General features: G+C 66.4%; 24 protein-coding genes and 1 pseudogene. 13 read left to right on the forward strand and 12 right to left on the reverse strand.

The window, feature by feature from the left end:
* Nucleotides 1-60: 60 nt before the first annotated feature.
* From BG61_RS24425 to BG61_RS24440, 4 genes are all read right to left on the reverse strand, one after another.
* Nucleotides 61-900 carry an ABC transporter permease gene (locus tag BG61_RS24425; protein WP_035940045.1) on the reverse strand — a complete coding sequence of 280 codons (840 nt, stop codon included), beginning with the start codon at nt 898-900 and terminating at the stop codon, nt 61-63.
* A 7-nt stretch (nt 901-907) separates the two neighbouring features.
* Entirely contained in the window at nt 908-2,179 is a 1,272-nt protein-coding gene (locus BG61_RS24430; RefSeq protein WP_035940047.1) for an ABC transporter permease, read from the reverse strand.
* Nucleotides 2,180-2,242: 63 nt separating this feature from the next.
* Nucleotides 2,243-3,280 carry an ABC transporter substrate-binding protein gene (locus BG61_RS24435; protein ID WP_035940049.1) on the reverse strand — a complete coding sequence of 346 codons (1,038 nt, stop codon included), beginning with the start codon at nt 3,278-3,280 and terminating at the stop codon, nt 2,243-2,245.
* Nucleotides 3,281-3,338: 58 nt separating this feature from the next.
* Nucleotides 3,339-4,430, reverse strand: coding sequence for an ABC transporter ATP-binding protein (locus BG61_RS24440; protein ID WP_035940051.1), 1,092 nt, complete (start codon nt 4,428-4,430; stop codon nt 3,339-3,341).
* A 171-nt stretch (nt 4,431-4,601) separates the two neighbouring features.
* Here BG61_RS24440 and pdxR point away from each other — a divergent pair.
* A pseudogene (gene pdxR / locus BG61_RS24445) lies at nt 4,602-6,089 on the forward strand (MocR-like pyridoxine biosynthesis transcription factor PdxR).
* Nucleotides 6,090-6,253: 164 nt separating this feature from the next.
* Complete coding sequence (locus BG61_RS24450; RefSeq protein ID WP_035940053.1) at nt 6,254-6,682, forward strand: RcnB family protein; 429 nt, start codon at nt 6,254-6,256, stop codon at nt 6,680-6,682.
* Nucleotides 6,683-6,860: 178 nt separating this feature from the next.
* Here BG61_RS24450 and BG61_RS24455 read toward each other — a convergent pair whose 3' ends face one another.
* Nucleotides 6,861-7,430: a TetR/AcrR family transcriptional regulator gene (locus BG61_RS24455; RefSeq protein WP_035940054.1), complete on the reverse strand. Its 570-nt coding sequence runs from the start codon at nt 7,428-7,430 to the stop codon at nt 6,861-6,863.
* A 122-nt stretch (nt 7,431-7,552) separates the two neighbouring features.
* Between BG61_RS24455 and BG61_RS24460 the strand changes: the two genes are divergently transcribed.
* The gene (locus BG61_RS24460; RefSeq protein WP_035940056.1) at nt 7,553-8,020 is read left to right on the forward strand and encodes a nuclear transport factor 2 family protein; all 468 of its coding nucleotides are present in this window, start codon (nt 7,553-7,555) and stop codon (nt 8,018-8,020) included.
* A 45-nt stretch (nt 8,021-8,065) separates the two neighbouring features.
* On the opposite strand, the gene BG61_RS24465 is transcribed toward BG61_RS24460, so the two are convergent.
* On the reverse strand, nt 8,066-8,248 hold the full coding sequence (locus tag BG61_RS24465) for a CsbD family protein (protein ID WP_035940058.1): 183 nt from the start codon (nt 8,246-8,248) through the stop codon (nt 8,066-8,068).
* A 61-nt stretch (nt 8,249-8,309) separates the two neighbouring features.
* Nucleotides 8,310-9,332 (reverse strand): transporter, encoded by a 1,023-nt coding sequence (locus BG61_RS24470; protein WP_035940153.1) that lies wholly within the window; start codon nt 9,330-9,332, stop codon nt 8,310-8,312.
* A gap of 149 nt (nt 9,333-9,481) precedes the next feature.
* On the opposite strand from BG61_RS24470, the gene BG61_RS24475 reads away from it, so the two are divergent.
* The 3 genes from BG61_RS24475 to BG61_RS24485 all read left to right on the forward strand — a co-directional run bounded on the left by BG61_RS24475 (nt 9,482) and on the right by BG61_RS24485 (nt 11,005).
* Nucleotides 9,482-9,919 (forward strand): hypothetical protein, encoded by a 438-nt coding sequence (locus BG61_RS24475; protein ID WP_232256443.1) that lies wholly within the window; start codon nt 9,482-9,484, stop codon nt 9,917-9,919.
* 81 nt (nt 9,920-10,000) lie between these two features.
* The gene (locus BG61_RS24480) at nt 10,001-10,432 is read left to right on the forward strand and encodes a response regulator (protein ID WP_035940059.1); all 432 of its coding nucleotides are present in this window, start codon (nt 10,001-10,003) and stop codon (nt 10,430-10,432) included.
* Nucleotides 10,433-10,729: 297 nt separating this feature from the next.
* Nucleotides 10,730-11,005 carry a hypothetical protein gene (locus tag BG61_RS24485; RefSeq protein ID WP_035940060.1) on the forward strand — a complete coding sequence of 92 codons (276 nt, stop codon included), beginning with the start codon at nt 10,730-10,732 and terminating at the stop codon, nt 11,003-11,005.
* Between the two features lie 127 nt (nt 11,006-11,132).
* Here BG61_RS24485 and BG61_RS24490 read toward each other — a convergent pair whose 3' ends face one another.
* On the reverse strand, nt 11,133-12,092 hold the full coding sequence (locus tag BG61_RS24490; protein WP_035940159.1) for a chemotaxis protein: 960 nt from the start codon (nt 12,090-12,092) through the stop codon (nt 11,133-11,135).
* Nucleotides 12,093-12,429: 337 nt separating this feature from the next.
* On the opposite strand from BG61_RS24490, the gene BG61_RS24495 reads away from it, so the two are divergent.
* Complete coding sequence (locus BG61_RS24495; RefSeq protein WP_035940061.1) at nt 12,430-12,870, forward strand: CBS domain-containing protein; 441 nt, start codon at nt 12,430-12,432, stop codon at nt 12,868-12,870.
* 16 nt (nt 12,871-12,886) lie between these two features.
* Here BG61_RS24495 and BG61_RS24500 read toward each other — a convergent pair whose 3' ends face one another.
* A complete protein-coding gene (locus BG61_RS24500; RefSeq protein ID WP_035940067.1) occupies nt 12,887-13,477 on the reverse strand; it encodes a LysE family translocator in 591 nt (196 codons plus the stop codon).
* Between the two features lie 253 nt (nt 13,478-13,730).
* Between BG61_RS24500 and BG61_RS24505 the strand changes: the two genes are divergently transcribed.
* From BG61_RS24505 to BG61_RS24515, 3 genes are read left to right on the forward strand one after another with little or no spacing between them, the layout of a single operon-like run.
* Nucleotides 13,731-14,741: a diacylglycerol/lipid kinase family protein gene (locus tag BG61_RS24505; RefSeq protein ID WP_081868172.1), complete on the forward strand. Its 1,011-nt coding sequence runs from the start codon at nt 13,731-13,733 to the stop codon at nt 14,739-14,741.
* On the forward strand, nt 14,738-15,574 hold the full coding sequence (locus tag BG61_RS24510; protein WP_035940068.1) for a metallophosphoesterase family protein: 837 nt from the start codon (nt 14,738-14,740) through the stop codon (nt 15,572-15,574). The genes BG61_RS24505 and BG61_RS24510 overlap by 4 nt, the downstream gene beginning before the upstream one ends.
* Nucleotides 15,571-16,392 carry a phosphatase PAP2 family protein gene (locus BG61_RS24515; protein WP_035940070.1) on the forward strand — a complete coding sequence of 274 codons (822 nt, stop codon included), beginning with the start codon at nt 15,571-15,573 and terminating at the stop codon, nt 16,390-16,392. Before BG61_RS24510 ends, BG61_RS24515 begins: the two co-directional genes overlap by 4 nt.
* Here the strand turns inward: BG61_RS24515 and BG61_RS24520 are convergent.
* Entirely contained in the window at nt 16,389-16,784 is a 396-nt protein-coding gene (locus tag BG61_RS24520; RefSeq protein ID WP_035940072.1) for a PPC domain-containing DNA-binding protein, read from the reverse strand. The genes BG61_RS24515 and BG61_RS24520 overlap by 4 nt on opposite strands.
* Nucleotides 16,785-16,915: 131 nt before the next feature.
* Between BG61_RS24520 and BG61_RS24525 the strand changes: the two genes are divergently transcribed.
* Nucleotides 16,916-17,305 (forward strand): MAPEG family protein, encoded by a 390-nt coding sequence (locus BG61_RS24525; protein WP_035940073.1) that lies wholly within the window; start codon nt 16,916-16,918, stop codon nt 17,303-17,305.
* Between the two features lie 19 nt (nt 17,306-17,324).
* Complete coding sequence (locus BG61_RS24530) at nt 17,325-18,005, forward strand: alpha/beta hydrolase (protein ID WP_035940075.1); 681 nt, start codon at nt 17,325-17,327, stop codon at nt 18,003-18,005.
* 13 nt (nt 18,006-18,018) lie between these two features.
* Here BG61_RS24530 and BG61_RS24535 read toward each other — a convergent pair whose 3' ends face one another.
* Nucleotides 18,019-18,987, reverse strand: coding sequence for a nucleoside hydrolase (locus tag BG61_RS24535; protein ID WP_035940077.1), 969 nt, complete (start codon nt 18,985-18,987; stop codon nt 18,019-18,021).
* Nucleotides 18,984-19,373, reverse strand: coding sequence for a cytidine deaminase (locus BG61_RS24540; protein ID WP_035940162.1), 390 nt, complete (start codon nt 19,371-19,373; stop codon nt 18,984-18,986). Before BG61_RS24540 ends, BG61_RS24535 begins: the two co-directional genes overlap by 4 nt.
* 251 nt (nt 19,374-19,624) lie before the next feature.
* On the opposite strand from BG61_RS24540, the gene BG61_RS24545 reads away from it, so the two are divergent.
* On the forward strand, nt 19,625-21,298 hold the full coding sequence (locus BG61_RS24545) for a Na/Pi cotransporter family protein (RefSeq protein WP_035940078.1): 1,674 nt from the start codon (nt 19,625-19,627) through the stop codon (nt 21,296-21,298).
* Nucleotides 21,299-21,313: the final 15 nt, after the last annotated feature.

The following is a 21,313-nucleotide window of genomic DNA, read 5'->3' on the forward strand; positions in this document are numbered from 1 at the left end:
CTGTCCCGCTGATGCGAACAATCCCGTGGAATAAATCAAACGGGCTTCCGGCGCACCGCCTCAGGGCGCGACGGCCCGCGCCGCGGCCCGCCCGCGCAGCCATTCCAGCGCGAGCAGGAGACTGGTGGAGAACACGATCAGGATCGTCGCGAGCGCGGCGATCGTGGGGCTGATGTTCTCGCGGATGCCGGTAAACATCTGGCGCGGGAGCGTCGTCTGGTCGGCGCCGGCGAGGAACAGCGTGACGACGACCTCGTCGAACGAGGTCGCGAACGCGAACAGTGCGCCCGAGATCACGCCCGGGGCGATCACCGGCAGCGTGATGCGGAAGAACGTGGTGAGCGGGTTCGCGCCGAGCGACTGGCTTGCCCTGACGAGGTTGTAGTTGAAGTTCTGCAGCGTCGCGGCCACCGTCGTCACGACGAACGGCACGCCGAGCGCCGCGTGCGCCAGGATCAGGCCGAAATACGTGTTCGCGATGCCAAGCGGTGCGAAAAACAGGTACATCCCGACGCCGACCACGATCACCGGCACGATCATCGGGGAAATCAGCACGGCCATCAGCAGGCCCTTGCCGAGGAAATTGGCCTTCGTCAGGCCCACGGCGGCGAGCGTGCCGAGGATCGTCGCGACGATGGTGGCCGACGGCGCCACGATGAAGCTGTTCTTGGCGGCCATCCGCCATTCGTCTGACATGACGAGGTTCTCGTACCAGCGCATCGAGAAACCGGGGATCGGGTAGACGAGGAATGTGCTCGACGAAAACGAAAGGGGCACGATCGCGAGCACGGGCAGGATCAGGTACAGCAGCGTCAGCACGCAGATGATGCGCAGCGCGAAGTACCAGATGCGCTCGATGGCCGATGTATGAGGCGCGAACAGCGGTTTGGCGAGTTTCATGATGGCTTTATCCGAGGCTCACGTTCGAGCGCGTGAAGCGTCCGTAGATCACGTACAGCACGAGCGTGGCGGCGAGCAGCAGGGCGCCGAGCGCGCAGGCCATGCCCCAGTTGATCGTCACGTTCGTGAAATAGGCGATGTAGTAGCTGACCATCTGGTCGTTCGGCCCGCCGAGCAGCGCCGGCGTGATGTAGTAGCCGATCGCGAGAATGAACACGAGCAGCACGCCCGCGCCGATGCCCGGATACGTCTGCGGCACATACACCCGCCAGAACGCGGCGAACGGATGGCTGCCGAGCGACACGGCCGCGCGCTGGTAGGTCGGAGGAACCGACTTCATCACGCTGTAGAGCGGCAGGATCATGAAGGGCAGCAGGATGTGCGTCATCGAGATGTAGACGCCCACGCGGTTGAAAAGTAGCGCGAACGGCTGATCGATGAGACCCGCGCCGATCAGCGCCTTGTTGACGAGCCCCTCGCTTTGCAGCAGCACGATCCACGCGGCGACGCGCACCAGCACCGAAGTCCAGAACGGAATCAGCACGAGCACCATGACGAGGTTGGCCTTCCGGGCGGGCAGCGTCGAAATCCAGTAGGCGAGCGGGTAGCCGAGCAGGAGCGCGAAGAACGTCACGGCCACGCCGATCACGAACGTGCGCGCGAAAATGTTCAGATAAATGGACTGGTCCGGGCCGGCGTGCTCGATATTGCCGAAACCGTCCTGCCGGTGATCGAGCGAAGCCAGCAGATAGAACGGCGAATAGCGGCTCGCGTTCTTGGCAATGGCCTGCCAGTAGTTCACGTCGCCCCAGCGCTCGTCGATTTCCAGAATCTTCGCGCGGATCTGCGGCGCGGCGAGCGGCTTGCCGTCGTCGCCCGTGAGCGGCATCGCGCGCGCCGTCTTCGCGACGAGCGAGCGATAGCCGGGAATTTCGGTGTTCAGGCGCCGCGCGAGCGCACCCATCGATTCGCCGTCCTGGATCGCGGTCAGGTCCTGGGCGAGCGCGGCGTAGGCCGCGTCGGGCGGCGGCGACTTGCGGTCCCACTGGCCGAGCGCCACGCCCGTATGCGGGAGAGCGGTCGCCACTTCGGGGTTTTCCGCCGCGCGCGTCAGGAGCGCGCCGATCGGCACCACGAAGATCAGAAACAGGAAGATCGCGAGCGGCGCGATCAAGAGCAGCGCCATCGCGCGCTTTTTCGCGTCGGCGATCTTCAGCTCGCGCTTCAGGCGCGCCGTGGATTCCTGTGTCGAATCGGCGGCAATCGTTATTGTGTTCACGCAAAGTCTCCTTTCATGCGGCCGCCGTCGCCGCTCGAAGCCGACGGCGGCCGTGCGACTGCCTTACTTCGACGCCCACGCCGTGAAGCGCTGTTCCAGTTCGTCACCGTGATCGGTCCAGAACGCCATGTCCTGCAGCACCGCGTTCTTCGCGTTGGCCGGGGAGTTCGGCATGTCGGCCTGCGTTTTCGCGTCGAGCGCCTTGATCGCGGCCTTGTTCACCGGACCGTACGCGATGTTCTTCGCGTACACCTGCTGCGGCTTGTCGGACACCGAATAGGCGATGAATTTCGTCGCCAGGTCCTTGTTCGGCGAACCCTTCGGGATGGCCCAGTAGTCGAGGTCGTAGATGCTGCCGTTCCACACGACCTTCAGGTTCTTGCCTTCCTTCTGCGCAGCGTCGATGCGGCCGTTATACGCGGTCGACATCACCACGTCGCCCGCCACCAGGAACTGCGGCGGCTGCGCGCCCGCTTCCCACCACTGGATATTCGGCTTCAGCTCGTCGAGCTTCTTGAACGCGCGGTCGGCGCCGGCTTTCGTGCCGAGCACCTTGTAGACGTCCTTCGGCGCGACGCCGTCGGCCATCAGCGCGAATTCGAGGTTGTAGCGCGCGCCCTTTCTCATGCCGCGCTTGCCCGGGTACTTCTTGACGTCCCAGAAATCGGCCCAGCCGGCGGGCGCCGACTTCAGCTTGTCGGCGTTGTACGCGAGCGCCGTCGACCACACGAAGAAGCCGACGCCGCACGTGGCCGGCGCTTCGGGCACGAGGTCGGATTTCTTCGCGATCTTCGACCAGTCGAGCTTTTCGTAGAGACCTTCGTCGCAGCCGCGGCCGAGATCGCCCGATTCGACTTCGACGACGTCCCAGTTCACGTGCTTGGCTTCGACCATCGCCTTGACCTTGGCCTGCTCGCCGTTGTACTCGACGGCGGTCACCTTCGCGCCCGACTCCTTCTCGAACGGCTGGTTGAACGCCACTTTCTGCGCGTTGCCGTTCGCGCCGCCGAAATTAACGACGGTCAGCTCGGCCGCCATCGCGCCGGATGCGCACGCGAGCGCAGCCGCAGCCGCGATGGAACACATAGTGAACTTCTTCATGATCTGGTTTCCTCTGTCTGCTTGCTGTTATGAGTTGGACTGCTGGTGGGAACCGTTCTTACGCGAACACGCGCAGATGCTCGGGGGCGAACTCGAGCGCAACCGGCGCGCCGGGCGTGAAGCCGTTGAGCGCCTCGGTGCCGAGCGGCACCTTGACGAAGCATTCTTCCTGCTCGCGCACGCCGCAGCGCATGCGCACGTGGTCGCCGAAATAGATCAGGCTTCTCGCCTCTCCCGGCAGGGCGTTCGCGCCGGGGCGCTGGGCGCCGGCGGAGAGCTTCATGCGCTCGGGCCGGATGCACGCGATGGCGGGCGCCCCCGGCTGTGCCTGCGCGACGTTCAGTCCCGAGACGCGCGTGCCGTCGGCCAGGCGGATGTCGCAGAAATCGCCTTGCGTTTCCTCGATCGTGCCGCGCAGCTTGTTGCTGTCGCCGATGAAGTTCGCCACGAACTCGTTGCACGGCGCTTCGTAGAGGTGATCGACGGTGTCGAGCTGCTGGACGATGCCCTTGTCGAACACCGCGACGCGGTCCGACATCGTGAGCGCCTCGCCCTGATCGTGCGTCACGTAGACGAACGTCACGCCGAGCTTCTCGTGCAGCGACTTGAGCTCGTATTGCATGTGCTCGCGCAACTGCTTGTCGAGCGCGCCGAGCGGCTCGTCCATCAGCACGAGCTTCGGCTCGAATACGAGCGCGCGTGCGAGCGCGATGCGCTGCTGCTGGCCGCCGGAGAGCTGCGCCGGATAACGCTTCGCGAAACTCTCCATGCGCACCATCTTGAGCGCAGTGTTCACGCGCTCGGCGCGCTCCGCCGCGGACATCTTGCGCACCGTCAGCGGATATTCCACGTTCTGCTGCACCGACAGATGCGGAAAGAGCGCGTAGTTCTGGAACACCATGCCGATGTCGCGCTTGTGCGGCGGCACCTTGTTGAGCAGCTTGCCGTCGAGCCAGATCTCGCCGCCGGTCGGGAATTCGAAGCCCGCCAGCATCATGAGGCACGTGGTCTTGCCCGAACCCGACGGCCCGAGCAGCGTGAGAAATTCGCCTTGATAGATGTCGAGATCGAGTCCCTTCACGACGAGCGTCTCGCCGTCATAGGTCTTTCGCACCCCCCGAAAACTGACGATTACCTGATCGGATTTCATCGTCCGCGTCTCCTTTGATTTTTCGATGTGTCCGGGCGGCCCGTCGTACCCGGGACATTTATTCCACTGATCCGAATAACTATAGCCCGCCACGGTTCTACAATGTGGAGCCATTTCAATATTCGTAATAGAACCACTTGAAGGGACTTTCAAGGTGGCGCGGGGAATTACTTGGACACGATCATTCTTTCCGACTGGCTGAGCGCCCGGCTCGATCGCGCACATGCCGAACCGATGTACCGGCAGGTGCTCGACCTGATGCAGCAGGCCATCCTGACGGGCCAGCTCGCCCCCGGCACCAAGCTGCCGAGCTCGCGCACGCTTGCCGCCGACCTCGAGATCGCGCGCAACACGGTGCTGCACGTCTACGACCAGCTCACCGCCGAGGGCTACGTGATTTCGTCGACGGGAAGCGGCACCTATGTCGCCGACACGCGCCCGCAGGAAGCCGCCCCCGCCGGGCAGGCCGGGGCGCGCAAGCCATGCGCGATCTCGCGGCGCGGCGCGCGGCTCATCGCGCAGGCGGGGGTGTCGCCGAAACAGTGGGGCGCGTTCATGCCGGGCGTGCCGGACGTCTCCGAGTTTCCCGCGCGCACGTGGAGCCGCCTGCAGGCGCGGCTCTGGAAACGCGCCAATCCCGATCTGCTGACCTACGCACCCGGCGGCGGCTACCGGCCGCTGCGGCGGGCGCTGTCGGATTACCTGCGCGTCGCGCGCTCGGTGAAATGCTCGCCGGACCAGATCGTCATCACGACCGGCATTCATCAGTCGATCGATCTCGCCGTGCGTCTTCTGACCGATTTCGGCGACCGCGCGTGGGTCGAGGAGCCGTGCTATTGGGGCGCGCGCAGCGTGCTGCAGTCCTAGGGCCTCGTGCTCGTGCCGATTCCCGTCGACAGCGAAGGGCTCAATCCGCTCGAGCCCGACATGCAGGAGCCGCCGCGGCTCGCGCTCGTCACGCCGTCACATCAGTATCCGCTCGGCATGGTGATGAGCCTCGCGCGCCGCCGCACGCTGCTCGAATTCGCGCGCCAGCACGACGTGTGGATCATCGAGGACGACTACGACAGCGAGTTCCGCTACGGCAGCCGGCCGCTCGCCTCGCTGCAGGGGCTCGACGAGGCGGGGCAGGTGATCTATGTCCGCAGTCTGGGGAAGATGCTGTATCCCGGCCTGCGCATGGGGTACATGGTGGTGCCGGAGCCTCTCGTCGATACGTTTCGCACCGGCATTGCCGAGCTGTATCGCGAAGGGCAGCTGATGCAGCAGGCCGTGCTGACCGAGTTCATCATGGACGGCTATCTGACCTCGCACGTGCGCCGCATGCGCACGCTGTACGGCGAGCGGCGCCAGTTGCTGATCGACGCAATCACGGCGCATTTCGGCGACACGCTCGAAGTGATGGGAGACGAGGCCGGGCTGCACCTCGTGCTCGGCCTGCCCGAGGGTACCGACGACCGCGCGGTTGCCGCGGCTGCGCTCGAAGCCGGCGTGGTCACGCGGCCGCTCGCGAATTACTACGTCGAACAGGCATCGGCGCGGCCGGGTCTCATGCTGGGATATGCCTGCGTGCCCAACGAGCAGATCGAGCCCGCGTTTCGCACGCTCGCCCGTGTGATCGAGGCGTCGATGACGAAGCGCGAGCGTGCTTACACCTAACCGACATTCACCATACGGTAAGACTCGGTAAGCGTTGCTTACACAATGAAACGGCGCCGCGTGCATCGGGCGCGTAGAGTCACCCCTTCCGATTCGTCCAGCATGAAAGCATTGCCGGACGATTTTTTTTATCGGCCCGTTCCGGGATCGTTGAAGAGGTGCATATGAAGAAGAGTCGAATCGTTGCTGCGCTGCTCTGTGCGAGCGTGAGTCTTTCAACCGCCGCGGCCTTTGCCCAGGGCAGGCCTGGCGGCCCCGGCGACGAGCATCACGAAGCCCACGGTCCGGACAATGGACACCACGCAAACGGTCCCGCCGACAATCGCCACGACAACGGGCATGCAAGCGGGCATGAAAACGTCCGCCCGCCGATGCACGCGCAGGGCGGCCCCGACGGCCCCGGCCATGGCGAATGGCATAAGGGCGACCGCCTCGCGCACGACTACCGCGACCGCCAGTACGTCGTCGACGACTGGCGCGGCTACGGCCTGCACCAGCCGCCGCGCGGCTATCAGTGGGTGGGCGTGGGCGGCGACTATCTGCTCGTCGCGGTGGCGTCGGGGATCATCGCGCAAATCGTCGCGAGTCAGTAAGGTCTGTAAGCGGCGCACTAAGACGCGCGAGCAGCGTGTGGCAAAGGCTATCGCCGCGATCGAAACTAACGATTGTTCACGCGCGGCGCGTTGCGTTACCGTGCAATTTCTCTCAGGTTGAGTCACGTCCCTCGGACCAACCTTTCCTGCACCGGCCCCGCGCCGGTGTTTTTTTGCCCTACGCTTCGCTACCGATCGCGCGCACGAGCCGTGCGAGCGACTTCAGCGCCGCTGCGGGCGACGCCTCGAACTGCGCGGCGACGATCGCGCCGTCCACCGCGACCGCGAGCGCCAGCGCGTCGGCCTTCGTGGTCCGCGACGGCGGCAGCAGCTTCCTGATCGACGCGGCCATGTCCGCCTTGTGGCGGCGCGATATCTCGACGGCTTCCGGCTGCGTGCCGCCCACCTCCACCACCGAATTGATGAACGCGCAGCCGCGGTACGCATCGCTTTCGAACCATTCGGCGAGCGCGGGCACGAGCGCCGACAGGTTCCCGCCATGGCGCTCGAGGGCGCTGTCGAACCACTTCATCCAGTTGTCGTGCCGGTATTCGAGGAACGCGACGATCAGATCGTTCTTGCTTGGAAAGTAGCGATAGAACGTTTTCTTCGCGACGCCCGATTCCGCGATCACGCGGTCGATGCCGGTCGCGCGAATGCCGTCGCGATAGAAGAGGTCGTGCGCGGTGAGGAGGATGCGCTCCGCCGGCGCGAGGTCGGGAGCGTCCATCAGATCAGTGGGGTTCATGACAATCGATTGTAGACAGGTCTGTCTCCCTGCGCTAGAGTGCGCGGGTAGACAATCCTGTCTACCCGATTTTTTTCTACGCTTTGTCTTGTTCTCGCCACTTAACCTCACGAGGATGCACCATGGAAACCAGGCCGCCGTTACCGCCGTTCGATCTCGAGTCCGCCAAGCTGAAGGTCCGCCTAGCCGAAGACGGCTGGAACACCCGCGACCCGAAGCGCGTCGCGCTTGCCTATAGCGAAGACACGCGCTGGCGCAACCGCGCGGAATTCGCGAACGGCCGCGCTGAAGTGGAAGCTTTCCTGACGCGCAAATGGACGCGCGAACTGGATTACCGCCTGATCAAGGAGCTGTGGGCGTTCACCGGCCCGCGGATCGCCGTGCGCTTCGCTTACGAATGGCACGACGATTCGGGCCAGTGGTATCGCAGCTATGGCAACGAGAACTGGGAGTTCAACGAAGCGGGCCTCATGACGCATCGGCATGCATGCATCAACGACCTGCCGATCAAGGAAGCCGACCGCAAATACCACTGGCCGCTCGGCCGCCGCCCGGACGATCATCCGGGCCTGAGCGACCTGGGGTTCTAAGCAGACGTAAAAAAGGGGGGCCGCGAATCGCGGTCCCCCGTCGAGCTATTTCTTCAGGCGAGCGCGCACGGTGTCGGCGGCGATGCCGGCTTTCGACTGAACCTTGCCGCTCATCCTTTCGACGGTGCCGCGCAGTTGCGCCGTGCGGCTGCCGGTGACTTTGCCGACGGCCTGCCGGATGGTGCCCTTGACCTGCTTCGCCGCGCCTTCGATCCGGTTCCTGTCCATGACTTTCTCCCGACGGGGTTGCATGCAGGAGACTGCGCATCAAGCGTGCCAGCGCGGAGCGCTAGCGGTCGCGGCGTCTGCGGAATACCCACCATCCCGCCAGCACGGTGAAGCTCGCGACGATCAGCACCAGAAGCCAGAAGCCGTGATGATTCTCGGAGAACGGAATGCCGCCGACGTTCATTCCGAAGAAGCCCGCCACGATATTGATCGGCAGCGCGAGCACGGTGACGAGCGTCAGCGTGAAGAGCGTGCGGTTGCTCTGCTCGTCCATGCGGGTCGCGATTTCTTCCTGCAGGAGCTTGATGCGCTCGACGAGCCCCGCAAGATCGCCGAGCACGAGCGAGAACTCTTCCGTCGCGTCGCGCAGGTCCTGCACGTCGTGCAGATGCAGCCAGCGCGGCGGCCGCGCGAGCAGGCGAAATACCGAGCCGGGTTCCGGCGCGAGCAGCCGCTGCAGGCGCACGAGCACGCGCCGCATCGCGCCGAGTTCGGAGCGGCTCGCGGGCGTGCGCATCGAGAGAAAGCGGTCCTCGACCAGATCGACTTCGACGTTCGTGCGCCGCACGATCTGCACGAGCAGGTCCGCCTGGTCGCGCAGCAGGTGCGTGAGCAATTCGGCCGGCGAGCGGAACACCTCGCCGCGGCGCACCGATTCGCGCAGCGTATCGACCGAGCGCAGCGGCTTAAGGCGTGCCGTCACGAGCAGTTTCTGGTGCGTGTAGACCCACAGCGTCGCGATTTCAGAGGGCGTCAGTTCGAAGTTGAAGATGACGTCGTTGATGACCGCGATCAGCGCGCCTTCCTGATGCTCGATGCGCGTGGAGTGCGAGCCGTCGCGCAGCGTGTCGAAGAAGGCATCGGGCAGGTCGAGGCGGGAGCGTATCCAGCGTTCGCTCGAACTGTTCGCGAGATCGAAGTGCAGCCAGAGAAATTCCTTGGCGGTGTCTTCGCGCGCCAGCCATTCGAGCGTGCCGTTCGAGTCGATCGGCACGCCGGGCCCGTCGGCCGTGAACCGGAAGCCGCAGACGAGGCCGGAAAAATCGGAGCCGTAGGGGGCGGCCTGAATGGTGGGGGATTTCATGCGAAGCTTCGGGGTGCGGGTCGTAGTGCAGTTCTCGGGGCGCACCGGGTACATCCGGCGCGTCGGGTCAATAGTGTGCCATCGGCCCGTCTTCGTTTTTCCATCGATTGCGAAGATGTTGGCCGCAGGCGGCATATTGAATCGCAAATATGACTGTCATATTTACCGGTTACGATGGTGCGACGCAAGGCGTCAGCCGCGCCGGCATGGTGCCGCGCCTGTGCGACACGAGGAGAATCAAGGTGGAAAACAACGACGAACTGGATGAATCCACGCAGACGACCGCGGCCGGCCTGACACGCCTTGCGTCGGCGATCAGCGAGTTGCTGCGCGAACAGGCCGTCGACAGCCGCCTGGGGGCGAAGCTCCTCAAGCGGCTCGAAAAGGAGGCGAAGCGCGTCGCCGAGCATGGCCCGGCGACGCTCTCGGTGGCCGAGGGGGCGGCGTTGCGCAGCGCGATGGAACAGTTGCAGCACGCGCTGCATCAGCGCGGCGCCGATCTGCTCGTGCAGGCGAATGCGCGGCTCCGCGCGACCGAAGAAGCGGCCGGCAAGCGTCGCAAGGCAAAAAAGGAAGAGAGCGCCTGACTGCCGGAAATTTTTTCGTGCTGTCCCGCCTGCGGGCGTGAAACATGCTGCATGTAGCTCGGACATATTGAAAGAGCAGGCATGCATTCAGTACCTCAAACCCCGAAATGCGCGCTGTGGACCGATCGCAGCGTCGACGTGCATCTGCAAGGCTGGCGCATCCTCGTCGTGGACGATAACGAGGCGAGCGCCGAGGCTCTGGCGATGGCACTCGCCTCCGACGGCATCGACGCCCGCTACGTGCTGAGCGGTGTGGATGCGCTGCATGCGATCGACGGGTGGGTGCCGCACGTGGTTGTCCTCGACATCAGCATGCCGGAGCACGACGGCTTCGCGACCGCGCGCGTGCTCAGGCGCATCGCGCCGACGCGCAATGCGGGCATCATCGCGTTCACGGCGCTCGGCGAAGATTACGTGCGTGCGCAGGGCATGCGCTCCGGTTTCGACGGCTATTGTCAAAAGGGCAACACGCCGCGCGACCTGGTGCGGCTGATCAGCCGCATCGTCCACTGAACGGCACTCGATCCGTAAGCGGGGACGACGAGTTCCTCGCTTTTTCATTGTTCCGTCCCTGAAAAATCCCAGATAGTGCGACGCCGTACGCGCGTTGCGTGGCGCGCGTTCGCGCCCGATTGGCTCCCGGTGCGTGCCAGAGATTGTTGGTCTTTCACGAAAAGTGAATTGAAACTTATTGGGATAAAAAATCGATAGTAGGGGTATACACTCCTTTCCCATCGACGTAGCACACAGATTTCAGAAACGACTGCTGCGGCGCCATATGAGTCAATTCAACGCCTATTGGAGCAAGTCATGAAACGCAATCTTCTCGCAGCACTTCTCGTCGCAGTTTCCGCAAGCCTTGCAGCGCCCGCCTTCGCGAGCGGCTACGGCCCGGCACCGTTCTATCGTCCGGCGACCGGCGCCCCGGCTTCGCAACAAGGCCCGAGCGCTCAGACGCTGGCCGCCGAGCAGGCCGCGATCAATGCCGATTCGAGCGCATACGGCGGCTCGCGCGATTCGCTGAGCCAGACCGGCAACCGCGCGCAAAGCGGCAGCGACACGCGCTCGGTCTACTTCGGTCACTGATCGAAACGGCGCGCAGCCGGGTATTCGCCGGCCGCGACAGCCCGTAGGAACGCGCCGACGCCCGGTGTGACGGACTCACGAGGTCCGTTTCACCGGGCGTCGGCGCATCTGCGCGTGTCCGTCTCTCTCAGCATGTGCCGTGCAACGCCTCGCGCATGACCGACGCCAGTTCCGCCGCCACGAATTTCGACACGTAGGCGTTCGCGCCGACCTTGCGCACGTGCTGCTCGTTCGCAGCACCCGACAGCGACGAGTGGATCACAACCGGGATCGACTGCAGGCCCGCGTCGGCCTTGATGCGCCGAGTGAGCGTGAAGCCGTCCATTTCGGGCATTTCGAGGTCGGTGAGCACGAGCGCGATCTGGTCGGCGACCTGCGTGCCGTCGGCCAGCGCCTTTTTCTGCGCGGCTTCCAGCACGTTCCACGCTTCCTGGCCGCTTTTCGTCATCACGAACGGCACGCCCATCGCGGTAAGGCTCTGCTCGATCAGGCTGCGCGCGACCCCCGAGTCGTCCGCGGCCAGCACCTTCGCGCCCGGCCTGAGCTTCACGCGGCCGGTGGCGGCCTCCGTGATGTCGGCGCCCGTCGCGGGCAGCACGTCGCGCACGATGCGCTCCACGTCCAGCACCTGTGCGAGCCGCGAGCCGTCGACGTTGCCGTCGAGCCGCGCGAAGCTCGTCACGGTGCGGCCGCTCGCGTGCGCTTCCGCCGACAGCACCTGATTCCACTCCAGCCGCACGATATCGTCCACTTCCTCGACGGCGAAGCCTTGCGTCGTGCGCGCGAACTCGGTGACGAGCAGGATCTTCAGGCCGTTTCGCGGCCGGCAGCCGGTGACTTTCGCCAGATCGATGACCGGAATGATCTGGCCGCGGATATCCGCGACGCCGAGAATCTCCGCGCCCGCGCCGGCAACCGCCGTGACAGCGGGCATCGCCAGGATTTCGCGCACCTTGAACACGTTGATGCCGTACAGCTCCCGCCGCTCCGAGTCCGGGGCTTCGCCGAGCCGGAACAGCAGCAACTCGAACATGTTGTTTCCGGCGAGCCTGACGCGCTGCTCGATGTCCTGCTGTGAACTGTTCACGTTCTTTCCCCGATCGTCGCGGATCGCCGCGCGTGGCCGTTGCGTTCGATGCGTCCGATGTGCAACCAATGGTTGATTAGCGGCAAAGTTCTGCGAAACTGAAGGCGTTTTCATGGCGCGCCGCCGCGCGCGGCGTTCCGCGCAAGCGGGCGGTGGCGCACATCCGGGGCGCAACCGGGGCGCACATCCGGGCGTGTCTCTGAACTATACTTTTCGAATGGTCGGGGTAATCGGGGCGTAATTCCCGCAAGAATGCCGCGACGAGAGGCGGCGATCCCGAAAAGAAAGAAGGCGCGCATCGGCCGATGCACGCCGTGCGGTCAAACGGAGGCGCTCGATGGCAACTGTCGCACAGGTTCTGAATTCAAAGCCCGACCAGACGGTTTATACGATTGCCGAGACGGCGTCGGTGTACGACGCGATCAAGCTGATGGCGGAGAAGCACATCGGCGCGGTGGTGGTGACCGAGGGCGACGAGATCGTCGGCATCATGACGGAGCGCGACTATGCGCGCAAGGTCGTGCTGATGGACCGCGCGTCGAAGCAGACGCCGGTGCGCGACATCATGACCTCGCAGGTGCGCTACGTGCGCCTCGACCAGACCACCGACGACTGCATGGCGCTCATGACCGACAGGCGCATGCGGCATCTGCCGGTCATCGACGCCGGCAAGCTGGTCGGCATGATTTCGATCGGCGACCTCGTGAAGAACATCATCTCCGAGCAGCAGTTCACCATCCAGCAGCTCGAGTTCTATATCCGCGGCGAGCACACCTGAGCCGCCTCGCCCGCATCTAGCGGAACGCCGCCCAGGCGAGCGACAGCGAGAATGCGCCCAGTACGAGCGAGGCGCCGCGCTGCACCTTCACCGGATCGATCCAGGTGAGCCTGCCATTGCCCATGCCCGCACCGAACGCGATCCACGCGAGCGCGATCGGGACGAGCAGCGCGGCGAATTCGGCCATCGCGCGCGCGTAGTGGGCCGCGTCGGTGAACGCGTTCGCCGGGAAGACCGTGCTCGCGAAGAGCAGGCCCTTCGGGTTGAGCAGCGTCGCGAGAAAGAGGGCGCGCAGGGTGATCGCCGGCTCGCCGGTGTCGGTGAGGGCAATGGCCGCGCGCCACATGTGAACCGCCAGATAGCCGATGTAGATTCCGCTCGCGATGCGAAGCGCCGGGCCGAGCCACGGCATCCCGCGCGATGCCGTGATCAGGAAGAATCCCCAGAGCGAGATCGAGATCAGATAGCCGGCGAGCTCGGCGCCGATCAGCGGGATCGCGCGCGCGACGCCCTGCCTGAGGCCGGCGGCGGCAAGCAGCGTGTTGGTCGGACCGGGCGTGATGAGCACGATCACGATGGCGGTGGCGAGAAACGTGGTGGATTGCATGAATGAGGCAGCAGTGGGACGCGCCGTGTTTTTACCACAACGCGCGGCGAAGGCGTGTTCGTCCGATATCGGCCAGGCGGCATAGGCCCGGCGCGCTCCGCGCGACGCAACCGGCCGGCTGCAAGCCAATCGCTATAATTCCCGCGATACCCGCTGCGCTTTGCCGGCGCCCGGGCCGACCCGTCGTGCGGGGTTGCCGTACCGGCCGTACCAGCGGGACCTTGCCGTCCCGATCCCCAAGGAGCGCCAGCCGATGATTCCCTTCGAAACGCCCGCTCCGCCCGCGAGCGCGTCGCCAGATGCCGCCCCGGTCCTCACCGTGCCCGCCGATGCGCCGTTCTTCATCGTGATGAACGCAGGATCTGGCCGCATGCAGACCGACGAGACGCGCGCCATCCTCGATCGGGAACTCGGCGGCAACGGACGCCGCTACGAACTGCGCCTCGTCGAGAATCCCGCGCTGCTCGGCGACGTCGCCCGCGAGGCCGTCGAGGACGCGATCGCGCAAGGCGGCGTCGTGGTCGGCGCGGGCGGCGACGGCACGCTGTGCGCGGTCGCGCAGGCGACGCTCGGCAGCGGCTGCCCGTTCGCGGTGCTGCCGCGCGGCACGTTCAACTACTTCAGCCGCGACCACGGCATCCCGTCCGGTCTCGAAGCATCGACCCGGCTCCTGCTCACGGCGCGCGCGTTTCCGGTGCAGGTCGGCGTGGTCAACGGGCGCATGTTTCTCGTCAACGCGAGCCTCGGCCTCTATCCGAAGCTGCTCGAAGACCGCGAAGCCTACAAGCGGCAGTTCGGCCGCAGCCGCGTGATCGCGCTGTGGTCGGCGGCGGTCACGCTGTTGCGGCCTCACCGCCACTTGCGCCTCCATATCGAGCACGAAGGCAGCACGCGCGAGATCCGCACTTCCACGCTCTTCGTCGGCAACAACCGGCTGCAGCTCGAGCAGATCGGCATGAAGGAGGCGCCGCTGCTGGAACAGGGCTTGCTGGTCGCCATCGCGCCGCGCGCGATCGGGCGGCTCGCGCAGATCCTGCTGTCGTTGCGCGGCGCGGCGGGCAGGATGAGCGACGCCGGCAACGTCATGAGCTTCGCGTTCAGGAGCATCACGGTGACGCGGCCGGGCAGGCGCCGCCGCCCGGTGAAGATCGCAACGGATGGCGAAGTGACCCGGCTCGACATGCCGCTCGAATTCCATGTCGCGCCCGAACCGCTCTTCCTGCTCAAGCCGGAGCCCGAAGTGGCCCTTGCCAATCGCTCATGACGCTGCTGCTCCAGATCTCCGATCCGCATTTCGGCACCGAGCGCGCGGCTGTCGTCGAGGCGCTCCTGCGTTTCGCAGACGCAATGGCGCCAGACCTCGTCGTGATGTCCGGCGACCTGACGCAGCGCGCGCGCCGCGGCCAGTTCCGTGCGGCGCGCGCGTTCGTCGACCGGCTCGGCAGGACGCCCACGCTCGTCATCCCCGGCAATCACGACATCCCGCTTTTCAATCCGTTCGCGCGGCTCGTCGATCCGTACGCGAACCATCGGCGCGCGTTCGGCCCGGATCTCGAACCCGTGTTCGAGTCGCCCGAACTGCTCGTGATCGGGATCAACACGACGCGGCCGTATCGCCACAAGGACGGCGAGGTATCGATGCAGCAGGTGAAGCGCGTGGCCGAGCGGCTCGAACGCGCGAGCCCCGCGCAGTTGCGCGTGGTGGTCGCGCATCAGCCGGTGGCCGTGACGCGCGCGCAGGACGAAGCCAACCTGCTGCACGGACACGCGCGCGCGGTGCAGCGCTGGGCCCGCGCGGGCGCGGACCTCATCGCGGGCGGCCACATCCATCTGCCGTACGTGCTGCCGCTGCACGACACGTTCGCCAACCTGCCGCGCCGCATGTGGGCGGTGCAGGCGGGCACGGCGCTCTCGACGCGCCTGCGCGGCGAGATCAACAACTCCGTGAACCTGATCCGCTACGAGGCCGGCATGCCGGGGCCGCGGCGGGCCGTCGTGGAGCGCTGGGACTATTCGGAGACGAGCGCGGCGTTCGGGCGCGTGACGCATCACGAGCTCGTTTTCGAAGCGGCGCAGCCAGTGTGCGCCACGCCATGAGCGCCGCCGATCCCTACGCGATCGCGCGTTTCGCGGGCGAATACGCGCTCGCCGGCTTCTTCATGCTGCTCTTCGCGCTGCTGCTGATCGTGCCGGCCGCATGGCGGTTCGCGCAGCGGCACGGCGTGCCGCGCGAGGAAAGCGGCCTGTCCCCGGACACGCTGCTCCTCGTGCACCTCGTACTGAGTTTCGCGCTGATCGCAGGGGCGGGCGCGCTCTTCGCCGCGATCGCCGACGAACTCGGCGCGGAAGAAGAGCTTGGCGCGATCGATCAGGCTTTCTCCGACGCGCTCGCGCGGTCGGTTCCGCCCGGCGTGATCCGCGCGTTCGCGTGGCTCACCCATCTCGGCGATCCGTGGCTGCTCGCGGTGTGGTGCGTCGGCGGCGCGCTGGTGCTGTGGGGCCGGGGCCGGCGCCTGCTCGCGTTCGGGCTCGTGCTCGCGATCGCGGGCAACGGCATGCTCAACACGACGCTTAAAGCGATCTTCGAGCGCGTGCGCCCGGTCCACGACCAGGCCATCGCCACCGCCGCCGGCTGGAGCTTTCCGAGCGGCCACACGTCGGGTTCGCTCGTGACCTACGGGATGATCGCGTATGTGCTGGTGCGCACGCTTCCCGCGCGCTGGCATCTGCCGGCCGTGCTCGCGGCGACGGCCGTCGCGTTCACGACCGCATGCAGCCGCGTGTTCCTGCGCGTGCATTTCGCAAGCGACGTGCTGGCCGGGTTCGCATCGGGCACCGCGTGGCTGGTCGCGTGCATCCTGAGCATCGAACTCACGCGCTATTACCGGCACCGGCGCCGTCACCGGCAGGCCTAGCGCGGCCGCACGACGAGTTCGGGAAAGCCCGAGCGCGGATCGGTCTCGCGCGAGAACCGGAATCCGGGCAGGCTCGCGATCAGGACCTCGGCCGTCGTGCGCACGATGCAGCCCTTCGCGACATGGCCGCCGAAGACGCGCCCGTCGCGATCGGAGACGCTCATGTGCAGGTGCGCGCCGTCGGCCGAGAGCGAGCCCGCGAGCGTCAGGATTTCGAGGTCGCCGCGCAGCTCGGCGGGTCGATCGACGCCCGCGTAGCGCAACTGCGCGACGCTCAGGCTGCCGATGCCCTGAAGCACGAAAGCGGCCGGCAGCGCGTGTGCGCGGACGGCGTCTTCGAGCGCCGCGCGCAGGTCGTCGCCGGGAATGAGGCGCAGGGGTAGCGTTTGCATGGCGTGGTTCGGGTCAGCGCGGCTCGGGTGCCGCTTGGCGCAAGACTACACGCATGGAGGGCGCAATGGCATGATGTGCGCGCACGCGGCGTCCCCGCCGCGCCGACTCAACCCGCTTCCCCGGAGACGCCATGAGCTTCGAACTGACGGTTCTTGCCTGGACGCTGGTGCTTGCCCTCGTGCAGGTGCTCCTGCCCGCGGTGCTGCGCGACGCCGAAACGGGGATCGGCTACAACGCCGGCCCGCGCGACGAACCCGCGCCGCCGCCCGGGAAGCTCACGGGCCGCCTGATGCGCGCGCAGAGCAACCTCTTCGAGACGCTGCCGGTATTCGCCGCTGCGGTGCTGATCGCGCATGTCGCGGGCCGCGAGGGTACGCTCACGCACTGGGGCGTGCTGCTCTATTTCGCCGCACGCCTGATCTACGTGCCGCTCTACGCGGCGGGCGTGCCGTTCATCCGCTCGCTCGTCTGGCTGGTGTCGCTGGCGGGCATCATCCTCGTGCTGATTCCAATCGTCTGAAAACCACGGAGCTTCAAACATGACCGATCAAGAGCCGGCGATCGAAATCGAAACCGCCCCCGATCCCGAGTTCGCCGTGATCCTGATGCACGGCCTCGGCGCCGATGCCAACGACTTCGTGCCGCTCGTGCCGGAGTTGCGCCTGCAGGATGGGCCCGCCGTGCGCTTCGTGTTTCCGAACGCGTCGGCCATTCCCGTCACGGCCAACAACGGCTACGTGATGCGCGCGTGGTACGACATCCTGTCGTTCGAAGGCATCAACCGGCGCGTCGACGAAGCGGGAATCGAGGCGTCGTGCGCGGCGATCCGGCGCCTGATCGCGCAGCAGAACGAGCGTGGCATTCCGTCCGAACGCGTGTTTCTCGCAGGCTTTTCGCAGGGCGGAGCGATGACGTACACCGCGGGTTTCACTCATCCCGACCGGCTCGCGGGGCTGATCGTGCTGTCGGGCTACGTGCCGTCGCAGGGCCTGATCGACGCGGGCTTCAGCGAGGCGAACCGCGACACGCCGGTCTTCGCCGCGCACGGCACGTTCGACGACGTCCTGCCGATCCGCCTCGGCGAAGAGGCGCGCGACTTCGCGCGGAGCAAGGGAAGTCCGCTCGACTGGAGCACGTACCCGATGCCGCATTCGGTGTGCATCGAAGAGATCGAGGCGTTGCGCGCCTGGCTCTCCGCGCGGCTGGCCGAGGCTTCCTGAGGTTCCGCGGCGCCTAGGCGGCTGCTCCGCACAGGGTCTTGTCGAACAGTTCGAGCACCGCGGGCGCATCGACGCCGATGCACGCGCGGCACGCCGGACGGCCGTCCCAGTCAGGCGCGGGCGCCGACATGCCGAGCGGCTTCTGGATGGTCTGGCCTGCCGCGATGCCGCCCGTCACGACCCGCACGGGGCCGCTGCGCGTTCTGTAGAGGTGCGGCGCGAGCAGATACGCCGCGGCCGAATAGTCGTGCACGTAGATGCCGCCACGCCGTCCGGTCTGCTCGTGAAATGCTTCGTAGTGACGCGACACGTCCCACACGAAACGCCCCGCGACGCCTGCGCGATCACGGATCGAGGCGAGGAATTCCGTCGTCATGACCGTGTCGTGCGTGACGTCGAGCCCGACGATCGAGAGCGTCCACGGCGCGCCGAACACGATGTCGGCGGCGTCGGGGTCGCAATGGATGTTCGCCTCGGCGGCGGGCGTCACGTTGCCGAGCACGCCGTTGAAGCCGAACGCGCCGCCCATGACCACCACCTCCCTGACGAGGCCGGCGATGCCGGGATCGTCGGCGAGCGCGAGGGCCAGATTGGTCAGCGGGCCGACGGCGAGCAGCGTCACTTCGCCGGGATGCGCGCGCACGGTGTCGATGATGAAGCGATGCGCGGGGCGCGGGTCGGGCACGGCGTGCGCCGGCCGTTCCGGCGCGACGTTGCCGAGGCCGTCGTCGCCGTGGATCCAGCCGGCCGGCACGGGCACGGCGCGCCTGAGCGGCGCGGCGGCACCGCGCGCCACCGGCACGCCGGGCGCGAAGCGCGAGGCCAGATAGAGCGCGTTGTCCGTGGTGGTATCGATCGTCGCGTTGCCGAACACGCTCGTGATGCCGAGCAGTTCGATGTCCGGATGGAGCGCCTGGAAGACGAGTGCGATGGCGTCGTCGATGCCGGGGTCTGTGTCGTAGATGACTTTGTGAAGGCTCATAGCTGGAATGCGTCGGGGAGCTGCGCTGCCGCCGTCGTGTCGCGCGTGGCGCCGCGCAGGTTGCCGAGGCGAATGCGCAACCCGGGCCCGCCGAGTTCCAGTATCACCTGACGGCACGCGCCGCACGGCGAGATGGGGCCGTCCGTGTCGCCGACCACTGCGAGCGCGGCGAAATCGCCGCGTTTGCAGCCCGCCGCGATCGCGCTGAAGAACGCGGTGCGCTCGGCGCAATTGCACAGGCCGTAGGAGGCGTTCTCGACATTGCAGCCGGGAAAGACGCGCCCGTCGTTCGTCAGCAGCGCGGCTCCGACCCTGAAGTTCGAATAGGGCGCGTAGGCTGGCTCGCGTGCGGCTTTCGCGCGCTCGAAGAGATCGTCGAGTGTCATGAAGTGCGGGGTCGCCAACATTGGGCTCCGGCGGGGAAGGTCTCGCCACTCGCGCCGCGATGACGAGCGCCACGCGGCGACTGGCGGGGCGCGAGGCCGGCCTTCAGGCGGGCCTTGTGTGGGCGAGCGATCGCTTCATCGTATCTTCAACTACACAGAACTACAACAACGCAAATTTATGCAACACTTTGACGTGACATTTTGATGAAGATGGCGCTACAGTTGACGCAGAATAAGAAGGAAGCGGCGCCATGTTGATCCTGTTGAACATCCTGTCGGGCGTGGCATTGCTCGTGTGGGGCACCCACATTGTGCGAACCGGCATCCTGCGCGTGTTCGGCGCGGAGTTGCGGCGCGTGCTCGGGCGCAGCGCGAACAGCCGGTTGCGGGCCTTCGGGGCAGGCCTGTGCGTGACGAGCCTCGTGCAAAGCAGCAACGCGACCGCGGTGCTGGCGTCGTCGTTCGCGGCGCAAGGTCTGCTGCTGCTCGCGCCGGGGCTGGCCATCATGCTCGGTGCCGACGTCGGCACGGCGCTCATGGCGCGCGTGCTGACATTCGATCTGTCCTGGCTCTCGCCCATCCTGCTGCTCGGCGGCGTGGTCCTCTTTCTCACCTGCAAGCAGAACCGCGCGGGGCAGATCGGGCGCGCGGTGATCGGCCTCGGCCTCATCCTGCTCGCGCTGCATTTGATCGTCGAGGCGGCGCAGCCGGTGATGCAGGGCGAGGGCATCAAGGTCCTGTTCGGCACGCTGACCGGCGACTCGATGCTCGACACGCTCGTGGGCGCCGCTTTCGCGATGCTCTCGTACTCGAGCCTCGCCGCCATCCTGCTGACGGCCACGCTCGCCGCTTCGGGCGTGATCTCACTGAAGGTGGCCGTGTGCCTCGTGGTCGGCGCGAATCTCGGCAGCGGCTTTCTCGCGGCGATCGGCACGCTCGGGCAGAACGCGGCGGGCCGGCGGCTCGCGCTCGGCAGCCTCTTTTTCAAGCTCGCGGGCGCGCTGCTCGTGCTGCCGTTCGCGCCGTACATCGCGCGCGGGCTTTCGTTTCTGATCGCGAATCCGCGCGAGTCGGTGGTCACGTTTCACCTGCTCTACAACACGCTGCGCTGCCTCGCCTCCATGCCGCTCATCGATGCGGTCGCGCGCCTGTGCCATCGCATGCTGCCCGATCGCGCCGACGCGAATCCCGAACTGCGCCCGCTCTATCTCGACCCGGGCGCGCTGTCCACGCCCACGCTGGCGCTTGCGAACGCGGCGCGCGAAGCGCTCAGGATCGGCGACATCATCCGCACGATGCTCGACAACGTGCTCGAACTGATGCGCACGAACAACGCGGAGCAGGCGCGCGCGACGATTCGCCTGGACGACGACGTCGATCAGCTCTACACGGCGGTGAAGATCTATCTGGCGCGCATCTCGCGCGAGCAGCTCGACGAAGCCGACAGCCGCCGCTGGACCGACATCATCACGCTCACCATCAACCTCGAACATGCGGGGGATATCGTCGAGCGCGTGGTGACCAACATTCAGGAGAAGAAGATCCTGCACCGGCTGCAGTTCTCGCCGGCGGGCCTTGGCGAACTGGAGGACCTGCACGCGCGCGTGGTCGCGAATCTGCAGCTCGGCCTGAGCGTGTTCCTCAACAGCGACCTGAAGAGCGCCGAGCGGCTGCTCGCGGAGAAGGAGCGTTTTCGCGATCTCGAACGCAGCTATTCGTACCTGCATCTCGACCGGCTTGCGGGCCAGAGCCAGCGCAGCCTCGAAACCAGCGCGCTGCATCTCGACATCATCAGCGACCTGAAGCGGCTCAACTCGCTGTTCTGCTCGACCGCGTATCCGGTTCTCGACGCCGCGGGCGCCCTGCGCGACACGCGCCTGCGCCGTCGCGTGCTGGATGCGACCTACGGCAAGGATGCGGCTTAGGGCGCAGGCGGGAAC

It is taken from the genome of Caballeronia glathei, from assembly GCF_000698595.1.
Classification (GTDB): Bacteria; Pseudomonadota; Gammaproteobacteria; order Burkholderiales; family Burkholderiaceae; genus Caballeronia; species Caballeronia glathei.

Bases quoted from the DNA above. Each gene is read 5' to 3' on its own strand.
- BG61_RS24425 (WP_035940045.1), bottom strand. From the start codon at position 900: ATGAAACTCGCCAAACCGCTGTTCGCGCCTCATACATCGGCCATCGAG.
- BG61_RS24435 (WP_035940049.1), bottom strand. From the start codon at position 3,280: ATGAAGAAGTTCACTATGTGTTCCATCGCGGCTGCGGCTGCGCTCGCG.
- BG61_RS24440 (WP_035940051.1), bottom strand. From the start codon at position 4,430: ATGAAATCCGATCAGGTAATCGTCAGTTTTCGGGGGGTGCGAAAGACC.
- BG61_RS24450 (WP_035940053.1), top strand. From the start codon at position 6,254: ATGAAGAAGAGTCGAATCGTTGCTGCGCTGCTCTGTGCGAGCGTGAGT.
- BG61_RS24455 (WP_035940054.1), bottom strand. From the start codon at position 7,430: ATGAACCCCACTGATCTGATGGACGCTCCCGACCTCGCGCCGGCGGAG.
- BG61_RS24460 (WP_035940056.1), top strand. From the start codon at position 7,553: ATGGAAACCAGGCCGCCGTTACCGCCGTTCGATCTCGAGTCCGCCAAG.
- BG61_RS24465 (WP_035940058.1), bottom strand. From the start codon at position 8,248: ATGGACAGGAACCGGATCGAAGGCGCGGCGAAGCAGGTCAAGGGCACC.
- BG61_RS24470 (WP_035940153.1), bottom strand. From the start codon at position 9,332: ATGAAATCCCCCACCATTCAGGCCGCCCCCTACGGCTCCGATTTTTCC.
- BG61_RS24475 (WP_232256443.1), top strand. From the start codon at position 9,482: ATGACTGTCATATTTACCGGTTACGATGGTGCGACGCAAGGCGTCAGC.
- BG61_RS24480 (WP_035940059.1), top strand. From the start codon at position 10,001: ATGCATTCAGTACCTCAAACCCCGAAATGCGCGCTGTGGACCGATCGC.
- BG61_RS24485 (WP_035940060.1), top strand. From the start codon at position 10,730: ATGAAACGCAATCTTCTCGCAGCACTTCTCGTCGCAGTTTCCGCAAGC.
- BG61_RS24495 (WP_035940061.1), top strand. From the start codon at position 12,430: ATGGCAACTGTCGCACAGGTTCTGAATTCAAAGCCCGACCAGACGGTT.
- BG61_RS24500 (WP_035940067.1), bottom strand. From the start codon at position 13,477: ATGCAATCCACCACGTTTCTCGCCACCGCCATCGTGATCGTGCTCATC.
- BG61_RS24505 (WP_081868172.1), top strand. From the start codon at position 13,731: ATGATTCCCTTCGAAACGCCCGCTCCGCCCGCGAGCGCGTCGCCAGAT.
- BG61_RS24510 (WP_035940068.1), top strand. From the start codon at position 14,738: ATGACGCTGCTGCTCCAGATCTCCGATCCGCATTTCGGCACCGAGCGC.
- BG61_RS24515 (WP_035940070.1), top strand. From the start codon at position 15,571: ATGAGCGCCGCCGATCCCTACGCGATCGCGCGTTTCGCGGGCGAATAC.
- BG61_RS24520 (WP_035940072.1), bottom strand. From the start codon at position 16,784: ATGCAAACGCTACCCCTGCGCCTCATTCCCGGCGACGACCTGCGCGCG.
- BG61_RS24525 (WP_035940073.1), top strand. From the start codon at position 16,916: ATGAGCTTCGAACTGACGGTTCTTGCCTGGACGCTGGTGCTTGCCCTC.
- BG61_RS24530 (WP_035940075.1), top strand. From the start codon at position 17,325: ATGACCGATCAAGAGCCGGCGATCGAAATCGAAACCGCCCCCGATCCC.
- BG61_RS24535 (WP_035940077.1), bottom strand. From the start codon at position 18,987: ATGAGCCTTCACAAAGTCATCTACGACACAGACCCCGGCATCGACGAC.
- BG61_RS24540 (WP_035940162.1), bottom strand. From the start codon at position 19,373: ATGACACTCGACGATCTCTTCGAGCGCGCGAAAGCCGCACGCGAGCCA.
- BG61_RS24545 (WP_035940078.1), top strand. From the start codon at position 19,625: ATGTTGATCCTGTTGAACATCCTGTCGGGCGTGGCATTGCTCGTGTGG.